The 26,824-nt window shown below is 67.8% G+C and carries 31 protein-coding genes and 1 pseudogene; 19 read left to right on the forward strand and 13 right to left on the reverse strand.

What is annotated here, in order from left to right:
- Positions 1 to 18: 18 nt before the first annotated feature.
- Both EVJ50_RS05720 and EVJ50_RS05725 read right to left on the reverse strand, forming a co-directional pair.
- Positions 19 to 288, reverse strand: a pseudogene (locus EVJ50_RS05720) (transposase); the annotation flags it as partial.
- A 153-nt stretch (positions 289 to 441) separates the two neighbouring features.
- Positions 442 to 546 (reverse strand): transposase, encoded by a 105-nt coding sequence (locus EVJ50_RS05725; protein WP_370455610.1) that lies wholly within the window; start codon positions 544 to 546, stop codon positions 442 to 444.
- Between the two features lie 564 nt (positions 547 to 1,110).
- Between EVJ50_RS05725 and EVJ50_RS05730 the strand changes: the two genes are divergently transcribed.
- Entirely contained in the window at positions 1,111 to 2,037 is a 927-nt protein-coding gene (locus EVJ50_RS05730; RefSeq protein WP_150882845.1) for a hypothetical protein, read from the forward strand.
- Positions 2,038 to 2,222: 185 nt separating this feature from the next.
- Here EVJ50_RS05730 and EVJ50_RS05735 read toward each other — a convergent pair whose 3' ends face one another.
- The gene (locus tag EVJ50_RS05735; protein WP_191964883.1) at positions 2,223 to 2,441 is read right to left on the reverse strand and encodes an IS3 family transposase; all 219 of its coding nucleotides are present in this window, start codon (positions 2,439 to 2,441) and stop codon (positions 2,223 to 2,225) included.
- A 321-nt stretch (positions 2,442 to 2,762) separates the two neighbouring features.
- Between EVJ50_RS05735 and EVJ50_RS05740 the strand changes: the two genes are divergently transcribed.
- Entirely contained in the window at positions 2,763 to 3,002 is a 240-nt protein-coding gene (locus EVJ50_RS05740; protein WP_150882849.1) for a hypothetical protein, read from the forward strand.
- Between the two features lie 42 nt (positions 3,003 to 3,044).
- Complete coding sequence (locus EVJ50_RS05745) at positions 3,045 to 3,941, forward strand: transposase (RefSeq protein WP_150882850.1); 897 nt, start codon at positions 3,045 to 3,047, stop codon at positions 3,939 to 3,941.
- Between the two features lie 48 nt (positions 3,942 to 3,989).
- On the opposite strand, the gene EVJ50_RS05750 is transcribed toward EVJ50_RS05745, so the two are convergent.
- A protein-coding gene (locus EVJ50_RS05750; RefSeq protein WP_370455611.1) for an IS3 family transposase occupies positions 3,990 to 5,101 on the reverse strand; the annotation gives its coding sequence in 2 pieces (ribosomal slippage) (positions 3,990 to 4,840 and positions 4,840 to 5,101; 1,113 coding nt in all).
- On the opposite strand from EVJ50_RS05750, the gene EVJ50_RS05755 reads away from it, so the two are divergent.
- Positions 5,084 to 5,527 carry a transposase gene (locus tag EVJ50_RS05755; protein WP_191964884.1) on the forward strand — a complete coding sequence of 148 codons (444 nt, stop codon included), beginning with the start codon at positions 5,084 to 5,086 and terminating at the stop codon, positions 5,525 to 5,527. The genes EVJ50_RS05750 and EVJ50_RS05755 overlap by 18 nt on opposite strands.
- Before the next feature lie 131 nt (positions 5,528 to 5,658).
- Positions 5,659 to 5,787: a hypothetical protein gene (locus EVJ50_RS05760; protein WP_150882856.1), complete on the forward strand. Its 129-nt coding sequence runs from the start codon at positions 5,659 to 5,661 to the stop codon at positions 5,785 to 5,787.
- Positions 5,788 to 5,997: 210 nt separating this feature from the next.
- On the opposite strand, the gene EVJ50_RS05765 is transcribed toward EVJ50_RS05760, so the two are convergent.
- Both EVJ50_RS05765 and EVJ50_RS05770 read right to left on the reverse strand, forming a co-directional pair.
- Positions 5,998 to 6,528, reverse strand: a complete 531-nt coding sequence (locus EVJ50_RS05765) for an ISAs1 family transposase (protein WP_150882858.1) — start codon at positions 6,526 to 6,528, stop codon at positions 5,998 to 6,000.
- Positions 6,522 to 7,139 (reverse strand): transposase family protein, encoded by a 618-nt coding sequence (locus EVJ50_RS05770; RefSeq protein WP_150882860.1) that lies wholly within the window; start codon positions 7,137 to 7,139, stop codon positions 6,522 to 6,524. The genes EVJ50_RS05765 and EVJ50_RS05770 overlap by 7 nt, the downstream gene beginning before the upstream one ends.
- Before the next feature lie 68 nt (positions 7,140 to 7,207).
- On the opposite strand from EVJ50_RS05770, the gene EVJ50_RS05775 reads away from it, so the two are divergent.
- The 4 genes from EVJ50_RS05775 to EVJ50_RS05790 all read left to right on the forward strand — a co-directional run bounded on the left by EVJ50_RS05775 (position 7,208) and on the right by EVJ50_RS05790 (position 10,385).
- On the forward strand, positions 7,208 to 8,137 hold the full coding sequence (locus EVJ50_RS05775) for an IS3 family transposase (RefSeq protein ID WP_225323107.1): 930 nt from the start codon (positions 7,208 to 7,210) through the stop codon (positions 8,135 to 8,137).
- 40 nt (positions 8,138 to 8,177) lie between these two features.
- Complete coding sequence (locus EVJ50_RS05780; RefSeq protein ID WP_150882862.1) at positions 8,178 to 8,549, forward strand: hypothetical protein; 372 nt, start codon at positions 8,178 to 8,180, stop codon at positions 8,547 to 8,549.
- Between the two features lie 14 nt (positions 8,550 to 8,563).
- Positions 8,564 to 9,421 carry a hypothetical protein gene (locus tag EVJ50_RS05785; RefSeq protein ID WP_150882864.1) on the forward strand — a complete coding sequence of 286 codons (858 nt, stop codon included), beginning with the start codon at positions 8,564 to 8,566 and terminating at the stop codon, positions 9,419 to 9,421.
- Positions 9,422 to 9,500: 79 nt separating this feature from the next.
- The gene (locus EVJ50_RS05790; RefSeq protein WP_150882866.1) at positions 9,501 to 10,385 is read left to right on the forward strand and encodes a hypothetical protein; all 885 of its coding nucleotides are present in this window, start codon (positions 9,501 to 9,503) and stop codon (positions 10,383 to 10,385) included.
- Here EVJ50_RS05790 and EVJ50_RS05795 read toward each other — a convergent pair.
- A complete protein-coding gene (locus tag EVJ50_RS05795) occupies positions 10,321 to 10,593 on the reverse strand; it encodes a hypothetical protein (protein ID WP_150882868.1) in 273 nt (90 codons plus the stop codon). The genes EVJ50_RS05790 and EVJ50_RS05795 overlap by 65 nt on opposite strands.
- Positions 10,575 to 10,862: a hypothetical protein gene (locus EVJ50_RS05800; protein WP_150882870.1), complete on the reverse strand. Its 288-nt coding sequence runs from the start codon at positions 10,860 to 10,862 to the stop codon at positions 10,575 to 10,577. Before EVJ50_RS05800 ends, EVJ50_RS05795 begins: the two co-directional genes overlap by 19 nt.
- A 116-nt stretch (positions 10,863 to 10,978) precedes the next feature.
- Here EVJ50_RS05800 and mfd point away from each other — a divergent pair, with 116 nt between their 5' ends.
- The 4 genes from mfd to EVJ50_RS05815 all read left to right on the forward strand — a co-directional run bounded on the left by mfd (position 10,979) and on the right by EVJ50_RS05815 (position 15,904).
- On the forward strand, positions 10,979 to 14,569 hold the full coding sequence (mfd, locus tag EVJ50_RS05805; protein ID WP_150882872.1) for a transcription-repair coupling factor: 3,591 nt from the start codon (positions 10,979 to 10,981) through the stop codon (positions 14,567 to 14,569).
- Between the two features lie 109 nt (positions 14,570 to 14,678).
- Entirely contained in the window at positions 14,679 to 14,831 is a 153-nt protein-coding gene (locus EVJ50_RS14540; RefSeq protein ID WP_191964935.1) for a hypothetical protein, read from the forward strand.
- 101 nt (positions 14,832 to 14,932) lie between these two features.
- A complete protein-coding gene (locus EVJ50_RS05810; RefSeq protein ID WP_225323108.1) occupies positions 14,933 to 15,424 on the forward strand; it encodes a hypothetical protein in 492 nt (163 codons plus the stop codon).
- Between the two features lie 21 nt (positions 15,425 to 15,445).
- Positions 15,446 to 15,904 (forward strand): hypothetical protein, encoded by a 459-nt coding sequence (locus EVJ50_RS05815; protein WP_150882874.1) that lies wholly within the window; start codon positions 15,446 to 15,448, stop codon positions 15,902 to 15,904.
- On the opposite strand, the gene EVJ50_RS05820 is transcribed toward EVJ50_RS05815, so the two are convergent.
- The 4 genes from EVJ50_RS05820 to EVJ50_RS05835 all read right to left on the reverse strand — a co-directional run bounded on the left by EVJ50_RS05820 (position 15,895) and on the right by EVJ50_RS05835 (position 19,745).
- Complete coding sequence (locus tag EVJ50_RS05820) at positions 15,895 to 17,199, reverse strand: S41 family peptidase (RefSeq protein ID WP_370455612.1); 1,305 nt, start codon at positions 17,197 to 17,199, stop codon at positions 15,895 to 15,897. The two genes, EVJ50_RS05815 and EVJ50_RS05820, sit on opposite strands and share 10 nt — an antisense overlap.
- 93 nt (positions 17,200 to 17,292) lie before the next feature.
- Positions 17,293 to 18,525, reverse strand: coding sequence for a (E)-4-hydroxy-3-methylbut-2-enyl-diphosphate synthase (gene ispG, locus EVJ50_RS05825; protein ID WP_150882878.1), 1,233 nt, complete (start codon positions 18,523 to 18,525; stop codon positions 17,293 to 17,295).
- Positions 18,526 to 18,594: 69 nt separating this feature from the next.
- Positions 18,595 to 19,161 carry a uracil-DNA glycosylase family protein gene (locus EVJ50_RS05830; RefSeq protein ID WP_150884889.1) on the reverse strand — a complete coding sequence of 189 codons (567 nt, stop codon included), beginning with the start codon at positions 19,159 to 19,161 and terminating at the stop codon, positions 18,595 to 18,597.
- A 149-nt stretch (positions 19,162 to 19,310) separates the two neighbouring features.
- Entirely contained in the window at positions 19,311 to 19,745 is a 435-nt protein-coding gene (locus EVJ50_RS05835; protein WP_150882879.1) for a VOC family protein, read from the reverse strand.
- A 73-nt stretch (positions 19,746 to 19,818) separates the two neighbouring features.
- Between EVJ50_RS05835 and EVJ50_RS05840 the strand changes: the two genes are divergently transcribed.
- The 6 genes from EVJ50_RS05840 to EVJ50_RS05865 all read left to right on the forward strand — a co-directional run bounded on the left by EVJ50_RS05840 (position 19,819) and on the right by EVJ50_RS05865 (position 26,116).
- On the forward strand, positions 19,819 to 21,072 hold the full coding sequence (locus tag EVJ50_RS05840; protein ID WP_150882881.1) for a pyridoxal phosphate-dependent aminotransferase: 1,254 nt from the start codon (positions 19,819 to 19,821) through the stop codon (positions 21,070 to 21,072).
- Positions 21,073 to 21,119: 47 nt separating this feature from the next.
- Positions 21,120 to 22,058, forward strand: coding sequence for a putative selenate ABC transporter substrate-binding protein (locus EVJ50_RS05845; RefSeq protein ID WP_370455633.1), 939 nt, complete (start codon positions 21,120 to 21,122; stop codon positions 22,056 to 22,058).
- 9 nt (positions 22,059 to 22,067) lie between these two features.
- Positions 22,068 to 22,829, forward strand: a complete 762-nt coding sequence (locus tag EVJ50_RS05850; RefSeq protein WP_150882883.1) for a phosphonate ABC transporter ATP-binding protein — start codon at positions 22,068 to 22,070, stop codon at positions 22,827 to 22,829.
- A complete protein-coding gene (locus EVJ50_RS05855; RefSeq protein ID WP_225323110.1) occupies positions 22,826 to 24,481 on the forward strand; it encodes an ABC transporter permease in 1,656 nt (551 codons plus the stop codon). The genes EVJ50_RS05850 and EVJ50_RS05855 overlap by 4 nt, the downstream gene beginning before the upstream one ends.
- Positions 24,482 to 24,516: 35 nt before the next feature.
- A complete protein-coding gene (locus EVJ50_RS05860; RefSeq protein WP_150884892.1) occupies positions 24,517 to 25,191 on the forward strand; it encodes a GDSL-type esterase/lipase family protein in 675 nt (224 codons plus the stop codon).
- Between the two features lie 100 nt (positions 25,192 to 25,291).
- A complete protein-coding gene (locus EVJ50_RS05865; RefSeq protein ID WP_150882885.1) occupies positions 25,292 to 26,116 on the forward strand; it encodes a sigma-70 family RNA polymerase sigma factor in 825 nt (274 codons plus the stop codon).
- On the opposite strand, the gene EVJ50_RS05870 is transcribed toward EVJ50_RS05865, so the two are convergent.
- The gene (locus tag EVJ50_RS05870) at positions 26,049 to 26,819 is read right to left on the reverse strand and encodes a DUF92 domain-containing protein (protein ID WP_150882887.1); all 771 of its coding nucleotides are present in this window, start codon (positions 26,817 to 26,819) and stop codon (positions 26,049 to 26,051) included. The two genes, EVJ50_RS05865 and EVJ50_RS05870, sit on opposite strands and share 68 nt — an antisense overlap.
- Positions 26,820 to 26,824 lie beyond the last annotated feature (5 nt).

Below are 26,824 nucleotides of genomic sequence, written 5' to 3' on the forward strand. Positions count from 1 at the left end.
AAGGGGGTCACGTCAGTTTCCCTCGGCAAGATCTTTGAGCATCGCCTTTTCCAGTTCCGCCTCTGCCAGCAGCTTTTTGAGCCGAGCGTTCTCCTTCTCCAGCTGAGTCAGCCGCTTGGCCTCCTCGGCCTGCATGCCGCCGTACTGCTGACGCCAGCGGTGATAGGTCGGCTGCGTCACCTCGATCACGCGGCAGACATCGGTGACGGTCTTGCCCTGGGCGATCAGCTGCTCGGCGGTTTTGAGCTTGCGGATGATCTGCTCTGGAGTGTGACGGATTCGTTTCATGGTGAAGTCCCCGGCCCTGTCTGGCCGGTTGAGGACTCTCATTCACCCTGGACCGGTTTCCGGGGTCCACGTCACTGGGATTTGATCCCCCTCGATCCCAGACCAGGGGCTCATTCAGGACGAGTTGGCCTGGGCCCAACGCGCAACAGGCTCCTAGAGCCGGACGTTCTCCTTCTCCAGCTGGGTGAGCCGTTTGGCCTCCTCGGCCTGCATCCCTCCAAACTGCTGCCGCCAGAGGTGGTAGGTCGGCTGCGTCACCTCGATCACGCGGCAGACCTCGGTGACGGTTTTGCCCTGGGCGATCAGCTGCTCGGCCGTTTACTGCTTCGCAAGAGCCTTCGGCTAGAGCTTGCGGATGATCTGCTCCGGCGTGTAACGGATTCGTTTCATGGTGCGGTCCTCGGTCCAGCCTGGCCGGCTGATGACTCTCATTTACCCTGGACCGATCTCCGGGGTCCACGTCAGGACCTGTCCAGAAAAACCAGACCACCTCAGGCCTTGCCTCCTTTCCACGAGGTACCTAAGTTAATGAATGCCCATAACTCAGGACAGAGCATTGGTTGATGCTCGGTTCAGCAAAGTGAAATCACTACTGTGAACAACTGCCTTGACCACCTCTTTAAGTATGTTGTACTTACGAATGAAGCCTCCTGCAGGTCTGAGCATCTTGTTGCGCAGCTATCGTCGGCTGTATGCGCAGATTCAATTAAGGTAATAAGCTCACCATTTGATCCCGATCAGTATCAGCTAGCCAGAAATGGAATTATTGATCTTTTCCCTTCCCACCTTATATCGGACAAGCTTTACTCATTTGAGCAGAGAATGTACTATCCCGGCACCCTTGGCTGCCAGTTAAACCATTGGCTCTCTGTGGTAGAGCTATTGAAAGATAGCTGTGAGTATTATGTGGTACTTGAAGATAATGCAGTTCTCGTTGATGACTTTAATGAGCGCATCCAGAATGTTATTCAAAGTCTATCTGATCAGTCTTGGGATATAATTCATCTATTTTCTACTCTGAGACGTGATCGCGAGGAGTTTATTCCAGGCATTTTTATCGGCTGTGACGAATGGGGGACTGCCAAAGCTCATCTCATTAGCAAGAGGTATGCAATGGCGATGGTGACCAGGCTTCCCTTCCATGAGGTGGCAGATGGTATCTCGATGATTCCCAGCATGCCATGGATGAAAACCAACTTGATCTCATATGTTACGTATCCTTATGTCGCAGGGAAATCCCGTTCTCTTAAGCCAGCCCGAGTCGCAAGCGATAATAAGTACTTAAGAAAAATCAATGAAATTATAAGGCTTGAGGACACAGCCTTATATTACCTGAAGGCTTTGAAGTCTAATGGCCTGCAAAATCCGCCGCCGGCCTTGTGTCATCGAGATCCTTGCGATCTCTTTTTAGCCCGCGAAATGTTCTTGCTCGGGTCAGGATCCAATGGAACCATCACTGTTCATCCAGTCACAAGAAGGGAGTCAGGGGCGATATTGAAAGAGTTTAGCATCCTGCCTCCGCCCCATGATATATTAATCCAGCCTATTCGCCATGAATGCTTGAAGATTGTGACAGAAGAAGGCCTGTGTCTTGCCTATGACGCGGAGAGTGCTGTTGAGGTGTCTATGCACGGCGTTCCGAAGACAGTCGTATGGATTCCTAAGGATATACGTCTTCCAGAAAATGCTATTTCATGCCACTTCAAAAGCCATCCTTCTCTTTCAAGGGCTCTTAGGTTCGCAGTCTGAACAGGCTCTATCTGTGTGCGTGTGTCAGGGGATCATCTTCCTGTCTTCGACTTGCAATTCGCCCATCAGCTCATGCATCTTGCATGTTGTTCGTTAGTCAGGTGAGCCATGGATACAATCTGAAGCGAATGCGCTAAGCTTTCCATTTCATCATTGTGGGTTTCCCTCGATTTCGTGGACAGGTCTCAGGGGTTCACAGGAGTGAGTGTACGGGCAGCGATGAACTGCTGCTCGTAGTCGATCGGACTGAGGTAACCGATCGTTGAATGACGGCGCTCGCGGTCGTAGTAACCCTCGATCCAGAAGGCCAGATCACGCTGCAGCTGCTGGGGCGTGATCAACGCGTCTCGATTGTCATCGAGATCTAGTTCCAGTTTCAGGGTGGAGAAAAAGCTCTCAACCACGGCATTGTCCCAACAACAGCCCTTGGCGGACATGCTGCGCTGATCTCATGCTTGCTGAGAAGGGCGAGATAGTCGCTGGCCCGGTACTGGCTGCCCTGTGAGGTGGACTGGTTTTTCTGGACAGCTCCCATCGTTAACCTCCGAGGCGGGGCACCGCCCCTGAGAAGGGGCTCCCACCAATGAGCAAGCGCCGAACCCACAGCCCTGAGTTCAAGGCCCAAGGAGCGTGTCGCGCATAGATCGCGTCCATCCTCTCCAGAGACGCCCCTAAATCCGCCCAGATCGCTGTTGCCGCAATCGATCTGGGCGCGACAATGGGGCATGAGCAAGACCTTCCGCCCCTGGAACCCCGAGCAGACGCTGCTGTTGCCGCCCTCACCGGTGGATTGGCTGCCGGAGAACCATCTGGTGTTCTTCCTGCTCGATCTCATCGTTGAGCTGGATCTGGGCGAGATCCACGTCTACTACGACCAGAAGGATCCTCGTGGTGAGAAGGCGTACGACCCGCAGATGATGGTGGTGTTACTCCTGTACTCCTACTGCGTCGGCCTGCCCAGCTAGCGCAAGATCGAGAGGGCCTGCTGGGAGGACGCGGCTTTCCGGGTGCTGACCGGCAACCAGCAACCGGATCACAGCCGGATCAGCGACTTCCGTCGCCGCCACCTGGGCGCACTGGCCGGACTGTTTGTCCAGGTGCTCAAGGTCTGCCAGAAGGCGGGGTTGGTGAGCCTGGGCCATGTGGCGCTGGATGGCACCAAACTCCGGGCCAATGCCAGCAAACACAAGGCCATGAGCCACGAGCGGATGCTCAAGTCCGAGCGGCAGCTGGAGGGTGAGATGCGGGCGCTGCTGCGCAAGGCCGAGCTGATCGACGCCCAGGAGGACGGCCAGTACGGCAAGGGCAAACGAGGTGATGAGCTGCCCGAGGAACTGCAGCGGCGCTCCAGCCGTCTGGAGTGGATCCGCAAGGCCAAGGCGGAGCTGGAAGCAGAGGCCGCAGCCGCCAAGGCCCGTCAGCGTGAGGAGCAGGCTGAGGTCGCCGAGCAGGAGGCGGCAGAAGCGCAGGCCAGTGGTGATGAGCAGCGCAGCAAGCGAGCAGCCCGCCGGGCCCGTGGTGTTCGCAAGCGCGCCGATGACGCCCAGAAGCTGGCGATGGAGAAGGCAGAGGCCTCAGGCCTGGAGCTGAGCACCGTTGCCACTCCTGCTGAGAGCGATGCGCTGCCGATGCCAGCCCGCACACTCCCTACCGACGCAGCCGGCAACCCCAAGCCTTCTGCCCAGAGGAACTTCACCGACCCCGACAGCCACATCCTCAAAAGCGGTGACGGCTGGATCCAGGGCTACAACTGCCAGGCTGCAGTCGATGGTGATCACCAGGTAATCGTGGCGATCGGTGTGAGCAACCAGGCCAGCGATGCGGTGCACCTACTGCCCATGCTGGAGCGGATCCAGGCGAATACCGGCCAGCAGCCTGACGTGTTCATCGCGGATGCGGGTTGACGTGACCCCCTTTATCGGTCCAGGCCTTATGAGAGTGGTTGGTCATGGTCATGCAGCAGCTCCTTGTTGAGCTGCCTCCAGGGGCGTACGCCCCTGGAGGGCCGAATGCGGCCTGAGGGAGTTGTACTCCCAGCGCCAGCGGTCGGCCAGGATCTGAGCTTCTGGGGCTGTGGTGAACAGCTCGGTGTTGAGGAACTCATCCCTGAATCTCCCGTTGAACGACTCGGCAAAGCCGTTCTGCCACGGGGAACCTGGCTCGATCGTGGCCGTTGTCGTGCCGCTGGTCCTGCACCAACGCCGTAAGGCGTGGGCGATGAATTCAGGGCCGTTGTCGCACCGGATGAACGCCGGTGCCGGGTAGAGGCTGGTGAGTTCCTCCAGCACGGCCACCACGTCCCTGGCCTTGCAACGCCTGCCCACCCGGATGGCCAGGCAGAGGCGGCTGTGCTCATCGATCACGTTCAGGAACTTGAGCCGCCGGCCATCGGCCGTGGCATCGAACTGGAAGTCCATGGCCCACACCTGGTGGGGATGCTCGGCCTGATGGCGACGCACTGAGCCGTCCGCTGGCCGTGCCCGCTTCTGCTTTCTGGGGGTGGGCCGCTGCAAACCCTCCTCCCGCCAGATCCGTTGCACCCGCTTGTGATTCACGCTCCAGCCCTCGCGCCGCAGCACGCGGTGGGCCATCCGCCGGCCCCAGCGGATGTGCTCAGCGGCGATCTCCCTCAGCCGGTGCCGCAGCTTGGTCTCCTCGACCCCAGGGGCCCTGCCGCCATGGCGTTGGGTGCTGCGGTTCTGACCCACAACCCGGCAGGTGAACCGCTCCGATGCCCGGTAACGCTGCTGCAGGACGACCACCGCCCTGCGCCGGCGTTCCGGGCTCAGAAGTTTCCCTCGGCAAGATCTTTGAGCATCGCCTTTTCCAGTTCCGCCTCTGCCAGCAGCTTTTTGAGCCGAGCGTTCTCCTTCTCCAGCTGAGTCAGCCGCTTGGCCTCCTCGGCCTGCATGCCGCCGTACTGCTGACGCCAGCGGTGATAGGTCGGCTGCGTCACCTCGATCACGCGGCAGACCTCGGTGACGGTCTTGCCCTGGGCGATCAGCTGCTCTGCAGTCTTGAGCTTGCGGATGATCTGCTCTGGAGTGTGACGGATTCGTTTCATGGTGAAGTCCCCGGCCCAGTCTGGCCGGTTGAGGACTCTCATTCACCCTGGACCGGTTTCCGGGGTCCACGTCAGGGTTACTGCAGCACCGCCAATCTGGAAGCCTGCGAGGAGAGGGGACTCAACGCCCATATCTCCACGAGCCGGCAGCAGCACGGGCACCGGCCAAGACCATCACGGGGTCGAGCGCCCAAGGATCTCGATGCCCGAGGGCGCATGGATCGCAAGCTGCGTTCCGTGAGCGGCCAGGCGATCTACGCCCTACGCAAGACGGTGGTCGAACCCGTGTTTGGACAGATCAAAGGAGCCAGGCGGTTGGATCGCTTCCGGTTGCGAGGGCTTGAGAAGGTGAACGGGGAGTGGACACTGATGGCCACCACCCACAACATCCTCAAGCTGTTCAGGGCATCGCTGGCAACGGCCTGAGGGCCTGGTTCAGATCGCCACGGCTGCGATCGGGTAGTTCCGGAATCCCCGGAGCTCAACCACTGCCGCCGGGCCACGGTGCAACTTGCGACACGCTCCTAGCCGAAGGCTTCCGCTTGCGGTAGGTCGTCATGGAGGCGATCAGCGGCCGCAAGACGATCCAGGAGATCGCCGCAGACCACGCGATTCACCCGATCCAGGTGAGCCAGTGGAAGAAGCAGCTCCTGGACGGGGCGAGCGACCTGTTCACCAGGGGCTAGAAGAGCAAGGACAAGGAGGACGGTCAGGCCAGAGAGGCGCAGCTGTTCCAGCAGATCGGCCGCCTGCAGATGGTGCTGGAGTGGCTCAGAAAAAGTCTCAGCTCCTGTGAGGCTCATGAAGTCCGCAGCCTCGTCGATCATGACCACCGCCGGCTCAGCATCAGCCGGCAGTGTGCCCTGCTGGGTCTCCCTCAGGGCTGATTCAAAGTTCTACGCCATCGTTCCCCCTGGTGGCCTCCTGACCATCGCCAGCAGCGCGGTGATGTCGTGCATCACGACCTGGAGTCCCTCGCGGACGAAGCGAAATCCAGCCAGCCGCAACATGTTGAGAGCGGCGGTGCGCAGCGTGGCCATCACTCCGGCGCCATTGCCGCCGTAGCGGTGGTTGTCTTCTCTGAGCTGGGTGTCCCGGATCCAGTGCCAGCTTTCCAGGCTCCAGCGGTCACGGACCAGTTGCAGCAGGGCTTTTGGAGGGGTGCGCAGACTGGTGATGAACCGGTGGGTGGCCTGAAACGGCTTGCCCTGGCGGGAGCCGGTGGCGCTCACCTCCACGATCCAGGCACTGCCGGGCCAGTTCTCCTTGATGTGAGCGGGTGCCTCTTTCGCCCGGATGCTCCAGGTGATGTCACGGCCATGGCCAAGCTCGTGATCCGTTGCGGTGAAAGGGATCCGGCGCTTCCCCTGGAATTGGCTGCGGATCTGACGATGCAGCGTCCGCTGGTTGGCTTTGACCGTCAGCAGGAAGTCGGCTCCCTGCTCCTGGAGCTGCCGAAAAACGGTTTCTGCGTGTGGAGTGCGTCGGCCTGAACCAGCACACCGCCGAGGTCGAGCTCTCCAAGCAGCCTCCTGAGGACAGCCCGCTCGTGGTCCTCGCCTGTGGCGGTGCAGGTCTGAGCAATCGCCACGCCCAGGGCCGCGGAGTAGAGCGTCACCTGGGCAATGAACGCCGAGCCACCGCCAGCGGTGGGTTCTGCCGAGCCCCGCAACGTCTTGCCGTCACACACCAGCTGATCGAGATCGGCCGCACCATCAGGGATCTGAGCGATCGTCCAGTCGCGAATGGCATCGCAGACGGCCGTGACATCCACCTGCAGGAAGAAGTAGCGGAAGGCGGAATCAGACGGTGGGCGCCGCAGTTCGATCCCAAGCGCCTCGATGAGAACAGCGTGATGGCGCCGGGCAAAGCGCTCCAGATCCCGGAGGCTCTCGCACCGGCTCAGGATTCCGAGAACCGCCACCAGGAGCAGGTACCAGGCAGGGATGCGAACGCCCCGTCGCATGCGGGCATCAGGAATAGCCCGGAGGTAGGTGATCAGGTCGAGATCAGTTGCGTCAGAGGCGATCTGGGGCACGGAGACGGAGCGATCCCGCTGACCTCAGCCCATGCTGGCAGCCGTGGCAAGGATTGCTGTGCCGAACTTTGAATCAGCCCTGGGGTCTCCCTCGATCCACGCTCTACTACCGCCCTGCTCCGGTCCGTTCGTCGACGCTACGGATCATGGCCAGGATTGATGCCCTCTACCTGGAGGATCCCTGCAGCGGCAGCCGACGGATGGTGGCCTATCTGGCCAGGGAAGGGATCCCGATCAGCCGTGACCGCGTGCGAAACCTCATGCGCCGCATGGGTTTACGGGCGATCTACCAGAGACCTCGAACCACGATTCCAGGCGAGCCATCGGAGCGATTCCCCTGCCTGGTGGACATCGATGAGATCCACGCCGTGGACCAGGTCTGGGCCACCGATTTCACCTACATCCCGCTGCGTAAGGGCTTTCTCTACCTGGTGGCGATCATGGATCTCCACTCACGCCACGTGCTCAGCTGGAGGCTTTCCAACAGCCTTGAGACGGAGTTCTGCATGGATGCCCTGGAGATGGCCCTCTCCGGTGGTCGAAAGCCAGAGGTCTTCCATTCCGATCAGGGCTGCCAGTTCACGTCTGCCGAGTTCGTCGGCAGGCTGCAGAAGGTGAGCATCAGGATCAGCTGGTCCGGCAGGAAGCGTTGCTACGACAACATCCTGGTCGAGCGACTCTGGAGGACGCTCAAATATGAGGAGGTCTATCTACACGCCTACAGCGATGGCTGGGAAGCAGAAGTCAGCCTGGCCCGCTTCCTGTGGAGGTACTGCCATGTGAGACCCCACAGTGCTCTGGGAGGCAGAACTCCCAATCAGGTCTACACTGAGACTCAACCCTGTTCCTCCCGTCCAGGGTTAACGATGTCAGGCGCCAACACTGTCCAAAAAAAGGCACCCACCTCAGGGCGGTCCGCTCGATGGCGGCGACCAGCTTCGATCCCGCATCCGCGCCCTGCTCCAGGGGGATCCAGAGTCTGCGCACGACGATCCTAAGCGTCCCAAAGGCGCCCTCACCTTCCGCCGCGAGGCCACCATGCAGGCCGATCGCCAGCCGCTCACGGTGTGGATCGATGCCAACGGCCTCTCCTGGGCCCTGGCGGCCGATCTGCTGGCCCGCTATGGGATTCCATACCTCTGGGATGCCAGCCTCCGCCGCATCCTCATCGGTGCCCTCGATGTGGCCCCCGCCTACCGGGAGGATGCGATCCAGGACTCCATCGGCTGGCCCCTGTTCGAGATGAGCCTCCAGAGCGCCACCGCGCCGGTGATCCTGCGGGGCATCCTTCGCCCGCAGGCGGCTGGGCAACCGGCCCGGGCCTGGTGCCGTGTGCTCGAATTCGCCGAAGAGTTCGGCATCAGCGTGCGTTTCGATCCCTTCACCCTCCTCGCCCGTCGGGGCGGCTGAACCGAGGCAGGCCCATGGATGTGGTGGTGGTGGTCGACAGCGAGCGCATCAGCCTGGCGGCGCTGCTGGCCGCCCTGGTGGCCTGCCGCACCTTCCCCGAAAGCCGCTACCACTTCGCCGCCCCCAGTGGCTGCCCCTTCTGGCGCCAGGACGCCCTGCGCGGCCTCGCCGCCGATCTGGCCATCCCCCTGCTGGAGATCCCCACCCCCGCCCTGCAGGTGGAGGGCCGCCCCTACCGCATCCTCAACAAGGTGCAGGCCCTGGCGGCCTTCGGGGCGCGGCCTGCCCTGCTCACCGATTCCGATCTCTTCTTCCACCGGCCCCTGCCGGCCGAATACCTCACCTGGCGGGCCTGCCCCGCCGCCGTGCCCGAGCACGGCCAGATCGAGCTGCCCTGGCAGCGCCTCTACGAGGCCTGCGGCCTGCCCCAGCCCCAGCTGCGCCAGCTCTGCGGCAGCGGCGCCGCCTCCCGTCCCTGGTTCAACGCCGGCCTGGTGGCCGCCCCGGATGCCGCCGCCCTCGGCCGCGCCTGGCTGGAGATGGCCGAGCGCGTGAACCACCTGGAGTGGGTGCCGCGGCGCTTTCCCTACCTCGATCAGATCGCCCTGCCCCTGGCCATGGCCTCCCTCGCACCCCAGGGCACTCTCACGGCGGCGAGCGTGCTCGATGGCCGCCTCAACCAGAACCTCTTCCACTGGCAGAAGGATCAGAGCTACGTGGGCAATGGCATCGGCCTGCACCACCACGGCCGCCTCTCCCTCGTGCAGCGCTACCTGCCCGGCCTGCTGCCCTGGGCGGCCTCCGTGCACCCCCAGGCCCGATCGATCATCGATCGCTACGCCGCCTACGAGGAAGCCCCCTCGAACGGCTGATCTCTCTTTGATTCTGTGACGCTGTTGTGCCGTCATCAGCCCCCGCGTGGTGGGATGGCGCAGTTCCAAGCCGCGGCCGTTGCTCACCCTGCTCCACCTGCACGGCTTCAAGTGCGCCGGCAGCACCCTGATCTGGGCGCTTGAGCACAGCACCCGAGGCACCCTGCTGCAGGTGGAATCACCCGGCCCCGGCGACCGGCTCGACTGGCACCTGCTGGAGCAGCACCTGGCCGCCCACCCCGGGATCTCAGAGGACGGCCGCACCACGGCCGCCAGCTCCCACCTGATCACCCTGCCGCCGCCCGGCCGCCTGGCCCGGCTGCATGTGGCCCTGCTGCGCCGGCCCCTGGCCCGCATCCTCTCGGCCTACCGCTTCCAGCGGGAGGTGCAGCACTCCACCAGCGCCTCCAGCTTCGCCGACTACGTGAACGGCCTGGTGCGCACCTCCCTGGCCAACTACCAGACCCGCCACCTCTCGCCCCAGGAACCGATCGACTGGCAACGCCGCCGCGGCTGGGCCGCCCGGCCCGAGCTGATCGATCTGGAACGGCCCGATCTGGTGGTGGGCCTGGTGGAGCGCTACGACGAATCGATGGTGGTGATCGAGCACGCCCTCGAAGCCCTCGGCCAGCCGCTCGATCTGGCCTACCCCGAACCCCAGAACCGCTCCGCCCGCCCCTCCGGCAGCAACGGAGCCTCCGGCGATCCCATGGCCCAGGCCCTGTTCGTGACCGAGCTCGATCTCAGCCTCCACGAGCGGGCGGAAGCGCAGCTCAACCGGCGCATCGCCGCCATCGAGGGCTTCCCCGCCCGGCTGGCGGCCTTCCGCGAGCGCTGCGGCCGCCTGGCCGAGCAGCGGCCGGCGGTACGCCTCAAGCCCCGCTCCGAATGGCTGCTGCTCAGTCCCACACCCGGGGGATCGGTCCCGGCAGCTGACTCCGCACCTTCTGCAGCTCGGCCATGAAGGCGTTGCGCAGATCCGGATGCTGGCGGAACTCCTGCATCAGGTTCATCACCTCGTCGTTGCTGAGGGCCATGTCGTCGAGCATTTCCGCCAGCCGGCGCCGGAACTGCTCCAGCACCTGCTGCTGAGCCTCGTTCAGGGGCTGGGAACCGGGAAAATCGATCTCCATGGCAGATGCGGCACGCAGGCTCAGTCTGCCGGCGGCCACGGCCGCCCGTCAGGAGCGCTGGCCACGGTTCCCTGATCCGGCATCGGCGGGCGCGGCGGCTCCGGCGCCCACAGCTGAGGCAGGCTCCAGGCCGCCAGGCCGCCCGCCACCAGCAGCGCCACCACCGCCGCCCCCGGGCGCACCAGCGGCACCGACTCGGTGCGCTCGCCGCAGGCCGGGCAGTGGACCGGCGGCCGGCCGCCCCGCGGCACGGGGATGGAGGGTCCGCCGCAGCTGCGGCAGCGCCAGCGCAGAGGCAGCCCCAGCACCACAGCCTCCCCGGCGATCTGCCGGGACCCTAGTCATCCCCGCCGCCCGCACCGGTGACCCCGCCGATGCAGGGAGCGGGATTGCACAATCGAGTGCTGCGTGTCCACCCGCCTCGATGCCCCTCACCGCCCTTGTGCGCCAGCTCGAGCAAGCGGCACTCACCGGTGAGGTGCTGGAGCGCAGCCGCCGCAGCGAGCGCCTGCGCCTCGGCGGCGCCTCCCGGGCCGGCCGGGCCCTGGTGAGCAGCGCCCTGGCCCGGCTGAACGGCTCGCCCCTGCTGGTGGTGGTGCCCACCCTCGAGGAGGCCGGCCGCTGGACGGGCCTGCTCAGCCTGATGGGCTGGCAGACGGCCCAGCTCTACCCCACCAGTGAGGGATCGCCCTACGAGCCCTTCGATCCCACCAGCGAGATCTGCTGGGGCCAGCTGCAGGTGCTGGCCGACCTGCTCAGCCCCACCGGCTCCGGTTCAAGCCAAAGCAATGGCCGGTCCCTGGCGATCGTGGCCACCGAGCGGGCCCTCCAGCCTCACCTGCCGCCACCCGACCAGCTGCGGCGCCGCTGCCTCACCCTCAGTCGCGGTGACCGCGTTGATCTCGATGAGCTGGCCCTGACCCTGACGGGTCTCGGCTACGAGCGGGTGCCCACGATCGAGCAGGAGGGCACCTGGAGCCGCCGCGGCGACATCCTCGACATCTTCCCGGTCAGCGCCGAACTGCCCCTGCGGCTGGAGCTCTTCGGGGAGGAGATCGAGAAGGTGCGGGAATTCGATCCCGCCACCCAGCGCTCACTCGATGCCGTGGAGGCCGTGCGGCTCACCCCCACCGGCTTCGCCACGCTCGTGGCCGATGCCCTGCGGGACACGATGCCCGATGGGATCGAGACCCTGCTGGGGGAGGAGGCGACCGACCAGCTGCTCGAGGGCGGCACACCCGAGGGCATGCGCCGGTTGATGGGCCTGGTCTGGCCGGAGCCCGCCAGCCTGCTCGATTACCTCCCGCCGGACACCCTGATCGCCTGCGATGAGCGGCGCCATCTCCTGGCCCACGGCGAGCAGTGGCTCCGCCACGTGAGCGACCACCACGGCGATGTGATCGCCGACCTCCCCCCCGGGGCGGCCGATCTGATCCGCCCCGTCCTGCACCGGCCCGTGCAGGAGGCGCTGGCCCTGGCCGAGGCCTTCGCCGGTTTCGATCTGGCCGAGCTGCACGAGAGCGACAGCCACTCCAACGCCCTCGATCTGGCCAGCCGGCCGGTGCCCGCCTACCCGAACCAGTTCGGCAAGCTCGCCGGCCTGGTGAAGGGCCTGCTGCAGGAGAAATCCCAGGTGTGGCTCCTCTCGGCCCAGCCCAGCCGGGCCGTGGCGCTGCTGGAGGAGCACGACTGCGTCTGCCGTTTCGTGCCCAACCCGAACGACCGACCGGCGATCGAGCGGCTGATCGAGCAGCGCACGCCGGTGGCGCTCAAGACGCCGGGCACCAGCGAGCTCGAGGGTCTGCAACTGCCCGCCTGGCGGCTGGCCCTGATCAGCGACCGGGAATTCTTCGGGCAGCACAACCTCACCGCCACGGGCTACGTGCGCCGGCGCCGCCGCGCCGCCAGCCGCACGGTGGACCCCAACAAGATGCGGCCCGGCGATTTCGTGGTGCACCGCAACCACGGCGTGGGCCGCTACCTGAAGCTCGAGAAGCTGGCCATCAGCGGCGAGACCCGCGAATACCTGGTGGTGCAGTACGCCGACGGCACTCTGCGGGTGGCCGCCGACCAGCTGGGCAGCCTGGGGCGCTACCGCGCCACCTCGGAGAGCCCGCCCGAGCTCAACCGCATGGGCGGCACCGCCTGGACCCGCGCCAAGGAGCGGGCCCGCAAGGCCATCCGCAAGGTGGCCACCGACCTGGTGAAGCTCTACGCCGAGCGCCACAAGGCCGGCGGGCACGCCTTCCCCCCCGACGGCCCCTGGCAGCGGGAGCTGGAGGAGTCCTTCCCCTTCGATCCCACACCTGATCAGCTCAAGGCCACCGGCGATGTCAAGCGCGACATGGAGCGCCCCCAGCCGATGGACCGACTGGTCTGCGGGGATGTGGGTTTCGGCAAGACCGAGGTGGCGATCCGCGCCATCTTCAAGGCGGTGACGGCCGGCCGTCAGGTGGCGATGCTGGCGCCCACCACCGTTCTGGCCCAGCAGCACTGGCGCACCCTCAGCGAACGCTTCGCCCCGTACCCGGTGAAGGTGGCGCTGCTCAACCGGTTCCGCACGGCCACGGAGCGGCGCACCATCCTCGATGGGCTGCGCGATGGCGTGGTGGATGTGGTGGTGGGCACCCACCAGCTGCTGGGCAAGGCCACCCGCTTCCAGCAGCTGGGTCTGCTGGTGGTGGATGAGGAGCAGCGCTTCGGCGTGAACCAGAAGGAGAAGATCAAGGTGCTGCGCAAGGACGTGGACGTGCTGACCCTCTCGGCCACGCCCATTCCCCGCACCCTCTACATGAGCCTCTCCGGCGTGCGGGAGATGAGCCTGATCACCACGCCGCCGCCGCAGCGGCGACCGATCCGCACCCACCTGGCGCCCCTGGATGAGGAGGCGGTGCGCAGCGCCATCCGCCAGGAGCTCGACCGTGGCGGCCAGGTGTTCTACGTGGTGCCCCGGGTGGAGGGCATCGAGGAGGTGGCGGCCGGCCTGCGCCGGATGCTGCCCGGCCTGCGGCTGCTGGTGGCCCACGGCCAGATGGCCGAAGGCGAGCTGGAGAGCGCCATGGTGGCCTTCAACGCCGGCGAGGCCGACGTGATGCTCTGCACCACCATCATCGAAAGCGGGCTCGACATCCCCCGCGTCAACACGATCCTGGTGGAGGACGCCCAGCGCTTCGGGCTCTCCCAGCTGTATCAGCTGCGCGGCCGGGTGGGCCGCAGCGGCATCCAGGCCCACGCCTGGCTTTTCTTTCCGGGCAATGCCTCCCTGTCGGAGGCGGCCCGCCAGCGCCTGCGGGCCATCCAGGAATTCGCCCAGCTCGGCAGCGGCTACCAGCTCGCCATGCGCGACATGGAGATCCGCGGCGTGGGCAACCTGCTGGGGGTGGAGCAGAGCGGCCAGATGGAGGCCATCGGCTTCGACCTCTACATGGAGATGCTGCAGGAGTGCCTGGCTGAGATGCAGGGGCAGGACATCCCCTCGGTGGAGGAGACCCAGGTGGATCTGGCCCTCACCGCCTTCATCCCGGCCGACTGGATCAGCGATGGCGACGAGAAGCTGGCCGCCTACCGGGCCGCGGCCGACTGCGACTCACCCGAAGCCCTGGTGGAACTGGCCGCCGGCTGGGCTGACCGCTACGGCGCCATCCCGGCGGCGGCCCAGGCGCTGCTGCAGCTGATGGAGCTCAAGCTGCTGGCCCGCCGCTGCGGCATCGCCCGCATCCGGCCCGAGAAACCGAACATCGTGCTCGACACGCCGATGGAGGAGCCCGCCTTCCGCCGCCTGCGCCAGGGTCTGCCCCAGCATCTGCACGGCCGGCTGGTGTATCAGGCCGGCAGCGGCAGCAACGCCAAGGTGCTGGCCCGCGGTCTGGGCGTGCTGCCGATGGACAGGCAGGTGGAGCAGCTGATGGAGTGGCTGCGGGCCATGGCCGCCACGCTGCCGGGCGCCGATGGCCTCAGCAGCACCGAGCGCGAGAACGCCGTCGCGCAGGCCGATTCCGAGGTGCTGCGGGTCTGAGCGGGCTCAGACGGTGCCTGGAGACCCACCACTTCCTGAGAAAACCCTGCAGAACCGCAAAATCTCGTTACATTGGTCCCACTTGACGGATTGACGCATGGGTGAAGTGGTGGACATCTCTCAGGGCATGGGCAGTTCCTTCAGCCTGATCTCCGGCGTGGTGAGCGTTCTGGCCCTCGGCATGTTCGCCCTCTTCAACGAGGACGGCGACGACGATGACGACTCCACCCCCGGCGGTGGCCTGATGCAACCGGTGGCCTGAGCCGCCGGTCACATCGGCTCACATCCCCCTCAGGGAACGCCACACCTCAGCCACAGGGCGCCATCAGAGTGGAGAGAGACCCTCCGCTGCGCCTGCCGGCGATGCTCAAGCGTTCCCATGCCCTCACGGCTCTGATCCTGGTGCTGGCGGCGGCACCGCTGCCGGCTCCGGCCGCCGCTCGCACCTGGGAGGCGATCGACGCCCTGCGCAGCCGCCTCGAGCGGGCCGGCGTGGACGTGCGGCAGGAGAACTGCCGCCGCCGCAACCTGATGGGCCTCTACCACCCCCGCAGCGACACGATCGTGATCTGCCGCGTGCATGCCTCTCCCGAGGACGTGTGGGACACCCTCGCCCATGAGGCGGCCCATCGCATGCAGCAGTGCGCCGGTGGCTCGATCACCCATGCCAGCCATCACCGGCACATGGCCCGGGCCCTGGCCCGCCATTCCCCGGCGGACCTGCGCTCCCTGCGGGCCTACCCCCGCAGCCAGCACCTGGCCGAGTTGGAGGCCCGCTACACGGCCAAGCTGACCAGTGAGCAGGTGCTGCAGCTGTTCGACCGCTACTGCGGCCCCACACAGACCGATCTCTGAGCTCCCAACGCAACCGCACCCATGGATCCCACCCTTCTGCAACTGGTGATGGCGGCCCTGAGCCAGATGGCTCCCATCGGCGGCCTCAGCACCCTCTCCCCAGCCCAGCCGTTCCAACCGATCCGGCCCGCGGCCGTGGTGCGGCGCTCCCCGGTGAACCGCGCCCAGGTGGCCACTTTGGCCACGGCCACCTGCCTGATGCGTCAGGGCCTCATGCCCCGCCACGAGGCCGTGCGCCTGGTGGAGGCCCAGGGGCGGCGCCAGGGATGGCCCCAGGGCTGGGGGCGGCGCGTGCCCCTCAATACCCTCGATCGACTGATCGCCGGGTCCGGCGGCTGCTCCCGCATCGTGGCTCAGCTGGATGGGCTCACGGGCCGGCCTGGCTGGGAGACCGACCGACCTGCGGCGCCCCGCGGCCGGGGCAACGGCTGGGGCAGCCGCAGCCAGCAGGAGGGATTCGGGCTGGCGCCCTACCGCTGAGCCGGTCCGAGGGCAGCGGGCAGGTTGGCGCTGGAGGGGTCGAAGCCGGTCGCCGCACCGGCGGCGGCCCGCAGCTGCTTCACCAGGGTGGATTCAGCCACGCGGTACTGGCTGTCCTTGGAGCTGCCCAGATCCTCCACCGTGAGGGATTCGATCTCCTTCTTGGTCATCTCGGCCGGAACGTCCGGCCGGATGCCGTGCTTGTGGATGTCGTTGCCGTCCGGCGTCAGGTACTTGGCGATGGTGACCGTCATGCCGGAACCGTCCGACAGGCTGCGCACGGACTGAACCAGACCCTTGCCGAAGGTCTTCTGGCCCACCAGCACCGCCCGGTCGTTGTCCTGCAGGGCGCCGGAAAGGATCTCGCTGGCGCTGGCGGAGCCCTCGTTGACCAGGATCACGACCGGAGCCTCGGTCAGCGCGCGCCCGTTGGCCCGCTTCACATCCTGGATGCCATCGCGGGTCTTGGTGGAGACGATCGTGCCTTCGTCGAGCCACTGGCGTGCGATCTCCACGCTCGCCATCAGCAGACCGCCAGGGTTGCTGCGCAGGTCGAGCACATAGCCATCCACCTCCTGGGATTCGAGCTCCTTGATGGCGGCCCGCATCTCCTTGGTGGCGTTGGCGTTGAACTGCTTCAGGCGGATGTAGCCCACCTTGCGGCCATCAGGCGTGGTGTTCACCTGATGGTTCACCGCGTGGATCTCGATCCGGTCCCGCTCGAGAGGCACCTGCATCACCGAGCCGCGGCGCCGCAGGCTGAGGGTCACCGTGGTGCCGCGCTTGCCCCGGATCAGCTTCACCGCGTCCTCGGTGGTCATGCCCTTGGTGCTGCGGCCATCGATGGCCACAATCACGTCCTTGGGCTGCACGCCGGCGCGGGAGGCCGGGGTGCCCTCGATCGGCGAGACCACCACCAGCTCCTTGGTGTCCTTGTCGAGAGAGAGCTGGATGCCCACCCCGGTGAGTTCACCGGAGGTGTCGATCTGCATCTCCTTGAACTCCTGCGGATCCAGGAAACGGGTGTAGGGATCGTCCAGGGAGGCCAGCATGCCGCGGATGGCCTCGTAGGACTCATCGGGGCTGCCGTAGGAGCGGGCCAGCAGGTCGCGGCGCAGGGTCCGCCAGCGGCCGGCGTCGTAATTGCCGTTGGTGTCGAGGTAGTCGCGGAAGACGATCTGCCACGCCTGATCCATCACCTCCTTCGGGCTGTCGGTGATCAGGGAGGCCACGCTGGGAGCACCCAGGAACGGGCTGGCCACGGCCACAGCCAGGACTCCGCCGCCCACACTCATCAACGCGATCAGACCAGTGCGTCGACGGATCATCGCGGACTCCAGTGCGGCACTTCAATGTAACCAGCATTGCCGGGCCGTGAAACCGGAGCGTCAGGGGTCCACCCAGCGACCGTCCTCCTTGATCAGGGCGATCAGCGCCTCCACCCCCTCGGCCTCGGGCACCTTGCGGATTTCATCACGGCCCCGGTAGAGGGAGATCACACCCGGCGTCTTGCCCACGTAGCCGTAGTCGGCATCGGCCATCTCTCCGGGACCGTTGACGATGCAGCCCATTACGGCGATGTCGAGGCCGGTGAGGTGGGCCGTGGCGCTGCGCACCCTGTGCAGCACCTCCTCGAGATTGAACAGGGTGCGTCCGCAGCTGGGGCAGGCCACGTACTCCACCATCGTCTTGCGCAGGCCCATGGCCTGGAGGATGCTGTAGCAGACGGGGATCTCCTTCTCCGGCGCCTCCGTGAGCGACACCCGGATCGTGTCGCCCAGGCCCTCGGCCAGCAGGCTGGCGATGCCGGCCGTGCTCTTGATGCGGCCGTAATCGCCATCACCTGCCTCCGTCACCCCCAGATGCAGGGGGTAGTGGAAGCCGGCCCGGTCCATGGTGTGAGCCATCAGCCGATACGCGGCCAGCATCACCGGGGCGCGCGACGCCTTCATCGACACCACGATGTTGTGGAAGTCGAGCGCATCGCAGATGCGGATGAACTCCATCGCCGACTCCACCATCCCCCGGGGCGTGTCGCCGTAGGTGAACAGCATCCGCTCGGCCAGCGAGCCGTGGTTCACGCCGATGCGCAGCGCCTTGTTCTGATCCTTGAGCGTGCTCACCAGGGGCTCGAAGCTCTCCTGGATCCGCGCCCCGATGGCGGCGAACTCCGCCTCGCTGAAGGAGTCGCGGCCGGGATCGGGCTTCTCGAACACGAACAGGCCGGGATTGATGCGCACCTTGTCGACGTGCTGCGCCACCTCGAGCGCGATCCGGATGCCGTTGTGGTGCACATCGGCCACCAGGGGAACGGTGCAGCCCTGATCCCGCAGGCGATGCCGGATCTCCTTCATCGCCCGGGCATGGGCCATCGACGGGGTCGTGACCCGCACGATCTCGCAGCCCACGTCCGCCAGACGACGGATGCCCGCCACCGAGCCCTCGATGTCGAGGGTGTCCTCATTGATCATCGACTGCACCACCACCGGGTGCTGGCTGCCGATCGGCACCTCGCCGGCCCAGACGGTGCGGGTGGGGCGGCGATGGATGGCGGTGTCGAAGCGCGGATCCTGGGAGAGCTCCCGGTCGGAGCGTTCGCTGGGGACCAGGGTTCCGGTCATGGGGTCTGCCGGGGTGGGGCGGAACGCGCCAACCCTGCCACAGGCCAGGCCGTCACTGGCGCGGCGGGCTCAGGGCCGCACCTGCTTCAGGCGGCGGGTCACGTCCTGGAGGTCCTGCCAGGTGAGCCACTTCGGTGAACCGCGGTCCCGCGAGGCGTTGCGGAGCAGGTAGGAGGGGTGAAAGATCGGCATCAGCCAGCGCCCCTCCCACTCGCGCCACTGGCCCCGCAATCGGGTGATGCCGCCCTTCACCCCCAGGATTCCCTCCATGGCCGTGGCGCCGGCGAGCAGCACCACGGGTGGATCCACCAGCCGGATCTGCTCCTGCAGCCAGGGCCGGCAGGCCTCCATCTCCAGCGGCGTGGGCCGGCGGTTGCCGGGAGGCCGGCACTTGACGATGTTGCAGATGTAGGCGTCGCGCTCGCTGTCGAGCCCCACGCTCTCCAGCATGCGGTCCAGCAGCTGGCCGGCACGGCCCACGAAGGGCAGACCGGTTTCGTCCTCCTGGGCTCCCGGGCCCTCACCGATCACCATCAGGGGCGCCTCCGGGTTGCCCCGGGCCACCACCACCCGGGTGCGGGTGGCGGCGAGGCCGCAGCGCTGGCAGCTCCGGCACTGCGCCGTCAGCTCCTCCATCGAGAGCGACGGTTCCGCGATGGGTGGCTCCGTCGGGTCCGTCCCGGCCGCATCGAAGAGCGAGGGCGCCAGCAGCCCGGGATCGGAGGCGGGATCGGGCCGGGAGGCGCGGCCGGAGGAGGGCGGCACGGAGGCGGAGGTGCACGGGCTCAGGCCGAGGCTGCCACGGAGCCGGGCGGCGTCACCAGCAGCAGCACGCGGTTGCCCTCAGGGTCCCGGATCCAGGCCTCCGCCCCGAAGACCTCGCGCCGGGCCGCTTCGCTCAGGTCCGCTCCCAGGTCCGCCGCCTCAAGTCGCCAGGCCTCCAGCCGCTCCAGCTCCGCCCCGGGCGGCGACTCCCGGGTCAGCACCATCGCCAGGCGACCATCGGCCGGAGGCAGGTCCCCTCTGCGGCGCGAGGGCCTGTAGATCTGCAGCAGTGCTCCGCTGGTGAGCCGCAGGCGCCAGTGCCGCTCGGAGGCACCCTGAGTCGCCTGCACCCGCAGGAGCCGGGCATAGAACGCCGCCAGCGCAGCGGGCTGCGCCGCGGCCAGAACCCAGCCGCAGGCCACCGCTGCGCCCCGCTGATCCGCCGTGGAGGGCATGGGAGGGGCCGATGCAGCGCATCAGGCAGGATGACTGTTTGTGAGTGCGTTCCGACACATCGGGCGCACGCCGATGTCGACGCTGCCTCTCTCGCTGCGGGCCCGCGGCCTCAGACCCTCCCCCACTCTGGCGATCACGGCACGGGCCAAGCAGCTCCGGGCCGAGGGTCAGACGATCTGCGTGCTCAGTGCCGGCGAGCCCGACTTCGACACCCCGGCCTTCATCCGGCGCGCGGCGAGCGAGGCGATGGAACGCGGCGCCACCCGCTACGGCCCCGCAGCGGGCGAGCCGCCGCTGCGGCAGGCGATCGCCAGGAAGCTGAGCGAGGAGAACGGCATCGCCACCGAGCCCGCCCAGGTGCTGGTCACCAACGGCGGCAAGCAAGCGCTGTTCAACCTGTTTCAGGTCCTTCTGGATCCGGGTGAGGAAGTGCTGCTGCCGGCTCCGTACTGGGTGAGCTACCCGGAGATGGTGCGGCTGGCCGGCGGCAGCGTCCGCCTGCTGCCCTGTGAGCCCGGCAACGGCTTCCTGCTCGAGCCGGAGCAACTGGAAGCGGCCATCGGGCCGTCCACCCGCGCCCTGGTGATCAACAGCCCCGGCAACCCCACCGGCACGGTGCTGGGCCGCGAACGACTCGAGGCCATCGCGGAGGTGCTGAGGCGGCATCCGCGGGTGGTGCTGATCTGCGATGAGATCTACGAGCACCTGCTCGCCGAGGGGGAGCGCCACCACAGCCTGCTGGCGCTGGCTCCGGATCTGCAGGAGCGGGGCTTCCTGGTGAACGGCTTCGCCAAGAGCTGGGCCATGACGGGCTGGCGGATCGGCTACCTCAGCGGGCCGGCCCATGCGATCGCGGCCTCTGTCGCCCTGCAGAGTCAGAGCACCAGCAACGTCTGCACCTTTGCCCAGTACGGAGCCCTGGCGGCCCTGCAGGGCGGCCGCGAGGAGATGGCGGCCATGGTGGCTGCCTACAACGAACGGCGCGACCTCCTGAGCAGCGGCCTGCAGGCGATCCCGGGTGTGTCACTGCAGCCCCCGCGCGGGGCCTTCTATGCCTTCCCGGACATCAGCGGCTTCGCTCTGAGTTCGCTGGAGTTCTCCCGCCGCCTGCTGGAGGAGCAGGGCCTGGCCGTGGTGCCGGGTGAGGCCTTCGGTGACGACCGCTGCATCCGCCTCTCCTGCGCGGCCGAGCCCTCCGCCATCCGCGACGGCCTGGAGCGGCTGGGCCGCTTCATCGACAGCCTGCGGAACGGGGCTCTGCAGGCAGCCGCACCCTCGGCCATGGTGAGCGGCATGTCGTCAACCCGTCCCTCCCCGCAGCCGTGACGCCCCGTACCGCCTCCCGCCGGCTCGGCCTGCCACTGGCGCTGGCCCTGCTCTGGCCCGCCTCCCTCCTCCCCTGGAACCCCGCCGCTCTGGCCGCGGCAGCACCCGCCGCTCAGCGGTCCGCGGCTGAACAGCAGGGTGCCCTGCACGGGGCTGTGGCCCAGGGCCAGCTGCTGCGGATCGGGGCCATCCCCGATCAGAACCCCGAGAAACTCAACCGCCTCTACAAGCTGCTGGCCGACCATCTCAGCCGAAGCCTGGGTGGCGTGCCCGTGCGCTATGTGCCGGTGAGCGACTACACCGCCGCCGTGAGTGCCTTCCGTACCGGCCAGCTCGATCTGGTGTGGTTCGGAGGCCTCACCGGCGTTCAGGCCCGGCTGCAGCGGCCCGGGGCCAGAGTGCTTGCCCAGCGCGACATCGACAAGGACTTCCGCAGCGTCTTCATCGCCAACAGCGGCAGCGGTCTCACCCCGCTGAGCAGCCAGAAGGACCTGACCCGCCTGAAGGGCAAACGCTTCACGTTCGGATCGGAGAGCTCCACCTCCGGGCGGCTGATGCCCCAGCACTTCCTCGCTCAGGCCGGTGTGACCCTCAAGGACTTCGCCGGGGGAGCGCCCGGCTTCAGCGGCAGCCACGATGCCACCCTCGCCCTCGTCCAGAGCGGCGCCTATCAGGCCGGGGTGCTCAACGAGCAGGTCTGGCTCAGCAACGTCAGGGCGGGCAAGGTGGACGCCGACAAGGTGAGCGTGATCTGGCGCACACCCGGCTACCCCGACTACCACTGGGTGGCTCAGCCGGGGCTGGACAAGCGCTTCGGTGATGGCTTCACCGTCAACCTGAAGGAGGCGATCCTGGAGCTGGACGGCAGCAGCAGCGGCGAGCGGCGCATCCTCGAGCTCTTCGGCGCCGAGCGGTTCATCCCCGCCCGGGCGGCGGAATACCGGCCGATCGAGACGGTGGGCCGCGAGATCGGCAAGATCCGCTGAGCCGCGGCGGTGAGCCCCGTTCTCGAGCTGAAGGCCGTCGGGCTGGCCGGTCGCGGCCAGCCCCGTCTCGATGGCATCAGCCTCACCCTGCAGGCGGGGGAGCGGGTGGCCCTGATCGGGGCCAGCGGCGCCGGCAAGAGCAGCCTGCTGGCGGTGGCCAACGGCTCACTGCAACCCACGCGGGGAGTGGTGCGCTGGTTCGGCGAACCGGCCCCGCGCTCCCGGCGGCGCCGGCGTCTGCAGCAGCGGCGCATCGGCACCCTCTGGCAGGACCTGCGCCTGGTCGAGGCACTGACGGTGCAGCAGAACCTCAACTGCGGCTGCCTCGGCCGCTGGTCGCCCTGGCGTGCGGTGGCCAACCTGCTCGGCCCTGTCGACACCGCGGCGGGGCGGGAGGTGCTGCGCCGGCTCGATCTGGATGAAGGCCTGCTGCCGCTGCCGGTGCAACGGCTCTCGGGTGGCCAGCGGCAACGGGTGGCCATCGGCCGGCTCCTGCGCCAGCAGGCGGAGCTGCTGCTGGTGGATGAACCTCTGGCGGCCCTCGATCCACCGCGGGCCCGCTCGGTGCTCGCCCTGCTGATGGATCTGGCCGGCGACGGGGCCACCCTGCTGCTGAGCCTGCACCGGCCCGACTGGCTCGGCGGATTCGATCGGGTGATCGGCCTGGAGGGGGGCCGCTGCGTGCTCGATGCCGATCCGGCCAGCCTCGCCCCCGCTGCGCTCGAGCGCTTCTACGAAGCCGGAGTCGGCGAACCGGCGGAAACGGCGTGAGCCGCTCCGCCGCAACCATCCGGCTGCCCGCGGCGCCGCTGCTGCCGCTGCTGCCCCTGCTGGGACTGCTGCCCCTGCTGGTGCTGCTGCCCCGGCTCTGGCACGGCGGCGGCGGCAGCCTGCTGCTCGCCCTGCTGCAGGGAGCGATCCGGCCCTCGCTGGATCCACTGGTGCTGCAGGACGTGCTGAGCGGTCTGGCGCGCACCATCGCCATCGCCTGGCTCGGATGGGGACTCTCGCTCGGTCTGGGGCTGGGGCTGGCCCTGGCCTGCTCCACCACCATCTGCCGGGTGCAGTGCGGACTCACCTGGCCGGCGCTGCTGCTGCGGCGATTGCTGGCCCTGCCGAGGGCCGTGCACGAGCTGATCTGGGGCCTGCTCCTGCTGCAGGTGTTCGGCCTGGAGCCGGCCGTGGCCATCGCCGCGATCACCATCCCCTATGGAGCCCTGGTGGCCCGGGTGCTGAGCGATCAGCTCGATGCACTCCCCACCGGCAGCCTGCAGGCCCTGCTCAGCGGCGGCAGCCCACCGGGCCAGGCGCTGCTCACCGGGCTGGCCCCGGCGCTGCTGCCGACCCTGCTGAGCTACGGCGGCTACCGGCTGGAATGCGCTCTGCGCAGCGCCACCGTGCTGGGGATCTTCGGACTGGGGGGCCTGGGCACCACCCTGCGCCTGACCATGCAGTCACTGCAGTTCCGCGAGCTCTGGACGGGCCTCTGGGCCCTGCTGGCGGTGATGCTGCTGCTCGAGCAGGGCCTGAGCCGGCTCCGGTCCCGCTGGGCCGCGCCGGAGCGACTGGTCGTGCAGAGCGCGCAGGTGGCGGCGTCGCCGGCGGTGGGGCGCCGCGGCCGGGAGCTGCTGGTCAGCCTGCTGGTCGTGCTGGCCCTGATGCTGGTCTCAGCCAGGGTCCTGGATCTCGGACCGGGCAGCGAGGGCTGGCCGATGCCGGTCGCGCTGATCGCAGCCGGCGACCCGGGCGCGGCGCTGCTGGAGGCGCTGCGATCCCTGCCCTGGTTGAGCCTCTGCTCACGCACGCTGCTGATGACGGCACTGGCCGCCTGTCTGGCGGTGGGTCTGCCGCCCCTGGCCTGGCTGGTGCTGGAACCCTGGCCCGCCGGTCGCCTGCTCCTGAGTCTGCTGGCCGCCCTGGCACGGCTGCTGCCGCCACCGCTGATCGCCCTGATGCTGCTCTTCCTGATGCAGCCGGGCCTGGTGGCCGGGGGCCTGGCGCTGGGCCTGCACAACTGCGGCGTTCTGATGCGGCTGTTTCTGGAGAGCGACGCGGCCGGCCAGCCGGACCGGGGTCGCGGCGGCCGCACCTGGGAAGCGCTGCGGGCGGCGGGGTGTCCGCCCCGCCTGGCCCTGCTCTACGGACGCGGCAGCGCCCTGGCGGCGCCCTACCTGGCCTACGGGGCCTACCGAGCCGATGTGATCCTGCGGGAAACGGCGGTGGTCGGCCTGGTGGGAGCCACCGGCCTCGGCAGCCAGCTGATGGAGTCGCTCAGCTCGTTCGCCTGGGGCGAGGTGGCCGCCGTGGTGGGCGCCTACATCCTACTGACCCTGCTGGGTGAGACCCTGAGCGACCGGGTGCGCCTGAAGCTGCTGCGGGCCGATGGTCCGCAGGCCGGCACCACCACCGCAGTCGCGCTGTGAGACCCTCGGACCGCCGCCGCGTCGCCTCCGCACCCATGACCCTGCCGGTGCCGCGCAAGCTGGTGGTGATGGGCGACAGCACGGTGCAGGGCTGGGGGGACAGCGAGGCCGGAGGCTGGTGCGAGCGCCTGCGGCTGGAATGGATGGCTCAGCCCCTGGCCCCTGTGATCTACAACCTGGGCGTCCGCGGCGATGGCCTCGAACGCCTGGCCCGGCGATGCCTGCCGGAGCTCGAGGTGCGCGGTGAACTGCGCCGCCAGATCCCCCAGGGCCTGCTGCTCCAGGTCGGCCTCAACGACAGCGCCCGGGTGGGGCGCGCCAACGGGCGGCCGCAGCTCTCCCCCGAGGGCTTCGGCTTCGGTCTGAACCAGCTGCTGCAGGAACTGCAGCAGCACGTCCCGGTGCTGGTGCTGGGCCTCACGCCGGTGGACGAGTCGATGATGCCCTTCGCCGGCCTGCTCCACTACAGCAATGCCGATGTGCGGCTGTACGAATCGCTGATCGAGGAGGCCTGCCTGGAGCGGGATGTGCCCTTCCTGCCGCTGATCGATGCTCTGCTCGGCGAGCCCGACTGGCTGCAGTGGCTCAGCCCGGACGGCATCCATCTCAACAGCGAGGGCCATGCCGAACTGCACCGGCGCATCAGCCGCTGGCCGGCCCTGCTGCGCTGGGCCGGGCTGGAGGCCAGGGTGATGGCCACCCCGGGCTGAACACGATCCCCCGTTGGGGGGAGCGCCGTTCCCTCCGGAGGGTGAGGTGCATTCCGGACGGCGCGCGGAGGCTGAAGGCATCCCCCGAGGTCTCCACACCATGCACCCGAAACAGGTCCCGCTCGCGCGCCCGGCGCTTCGTGTCGTCGATGGACGGCAGGCTCTGCGGCAGCGCAACTGTCTCGTCCAGCACCATCTGGGCCTGGTGGGCCATGTGGCCGGACGACTGATCGCCCGAACCGACTGCCCCTACGACGATCTCTTCCAGGTGGGCTGCCTGGGCCTGATCAAGGCGGCGGAAGGCTTCGAGCCAGGCCGGGGAGCGGCCTTCAGCAGCTATGCGATCGGCAAGATCCGCGGCGAGATGCTGCATTACCTGCGCGACCGTCACCATCCGCTGCGCAGCCCCTGGCGGCAGCGGGATCTTCATGCCCGCGGCATGCGCCTGGCGGCCGAATGGGCCCACCAGGGCCGCAGCCCCAGCGAGGCGGAGCTCGCCCTGGCGCTGGGCTGCAGCAGGGAGCAGTGGCAAGAGGCCAGGCAGCTGCATCACTGCCTGCAGATGCGCTCGCTCGATCAGCCGCTCGCTGCGGGCTCAGGGCAGGACGCCGCCGCGCCGACACTGATGGAGCAGCTGCCCGACCCCCGCAGCCAGGCCGACGATCCGGCCGCTGGGGAGCGGCAGGAGAGCCCTGGAGCGGGCCTGCTGCGCCAGCTGCTCGAGCAGCTCGATCCGCTGCTCCGGCGCCTGATCGAGGGCCGCGTGGTGGATGGTCTGAGCTGGTCGGCCCTCGGCGAGGAGCTGGGCATGCACCCGCGGCTGGCCCACCGCCGCTGTGACCAGCTGCTGGCGGAGCTCAGGGCGCAATTGCAGCCCACAGCCCCATGGCGATCAGCGCCCCCGCAACCGTCTGCAGGGCATTGACGAGTTCGTTGCTCAGCCAGGTCACTCGCACCTGAAGCGTGGCTCCGAGCACGCTCTCCAACAGGGTCGCCACCAGACCGGCCAGCACCACCGCCACCAGGGCCGCAACGCCCTGAATCAGGCCCAGGGCTGCCGCAAGCGCCGTCATCACCAGGCTGCCGCCCACGCTGGCCAGGGTTCCCTCCAGGCTCACGGCCCCCTCGCTGCCGGGGGCCACGGGCCGGAGCGTTGTGATCAGCCGCGGCTGACCGCCCCAGCGCTTGCCGATCTCGCTGCCGCACGTGTCGGCGAACTTGGCGCTGAAGCTGGCGGCGAAGCCCACCAGCAACAGGGGGCGTGAGGCCGGCAGCGCCGCCGCAAGGAGGGCCAGAACCGCTCCGGTGGCGGCGGAACCCCACACGTTCTCGGGCCCGCGGCGACCGCCGCGGGCTTCCGCCAGACCGGCCTGCGTCTTCCAGGCGAGACCCAGCCGCGTCACAGCCGAGCCCATCGCCAGATAGAGAACGACGGCCAACCAGCCCCGCCAGCCCAGGCAGCCCCAGAGCACGGTGCCGAGGGCGGCGGCATGGGCCCAGCCCGCAGGCGTGAGCAGGGGCAGCCTGTGCAGGGCGGTGATGACCAGCGCGTGCAGAAGCGCCACCACCAGCCAGCCGGCGGCGGGCACCGGTCCCGAGGCGAACAGAGGCGAGAGAGCCACGGGCATGGCGA

It is taken from the genome of Synechococcus sp. RSCCF101, assembly GCF_008807075.1.
Taxonomy (GTDB): Bacteria; Cyanobacteriota; Cyanobacteriia; order PCC-6307; family Cyanobiaceae; genus RSCCF101.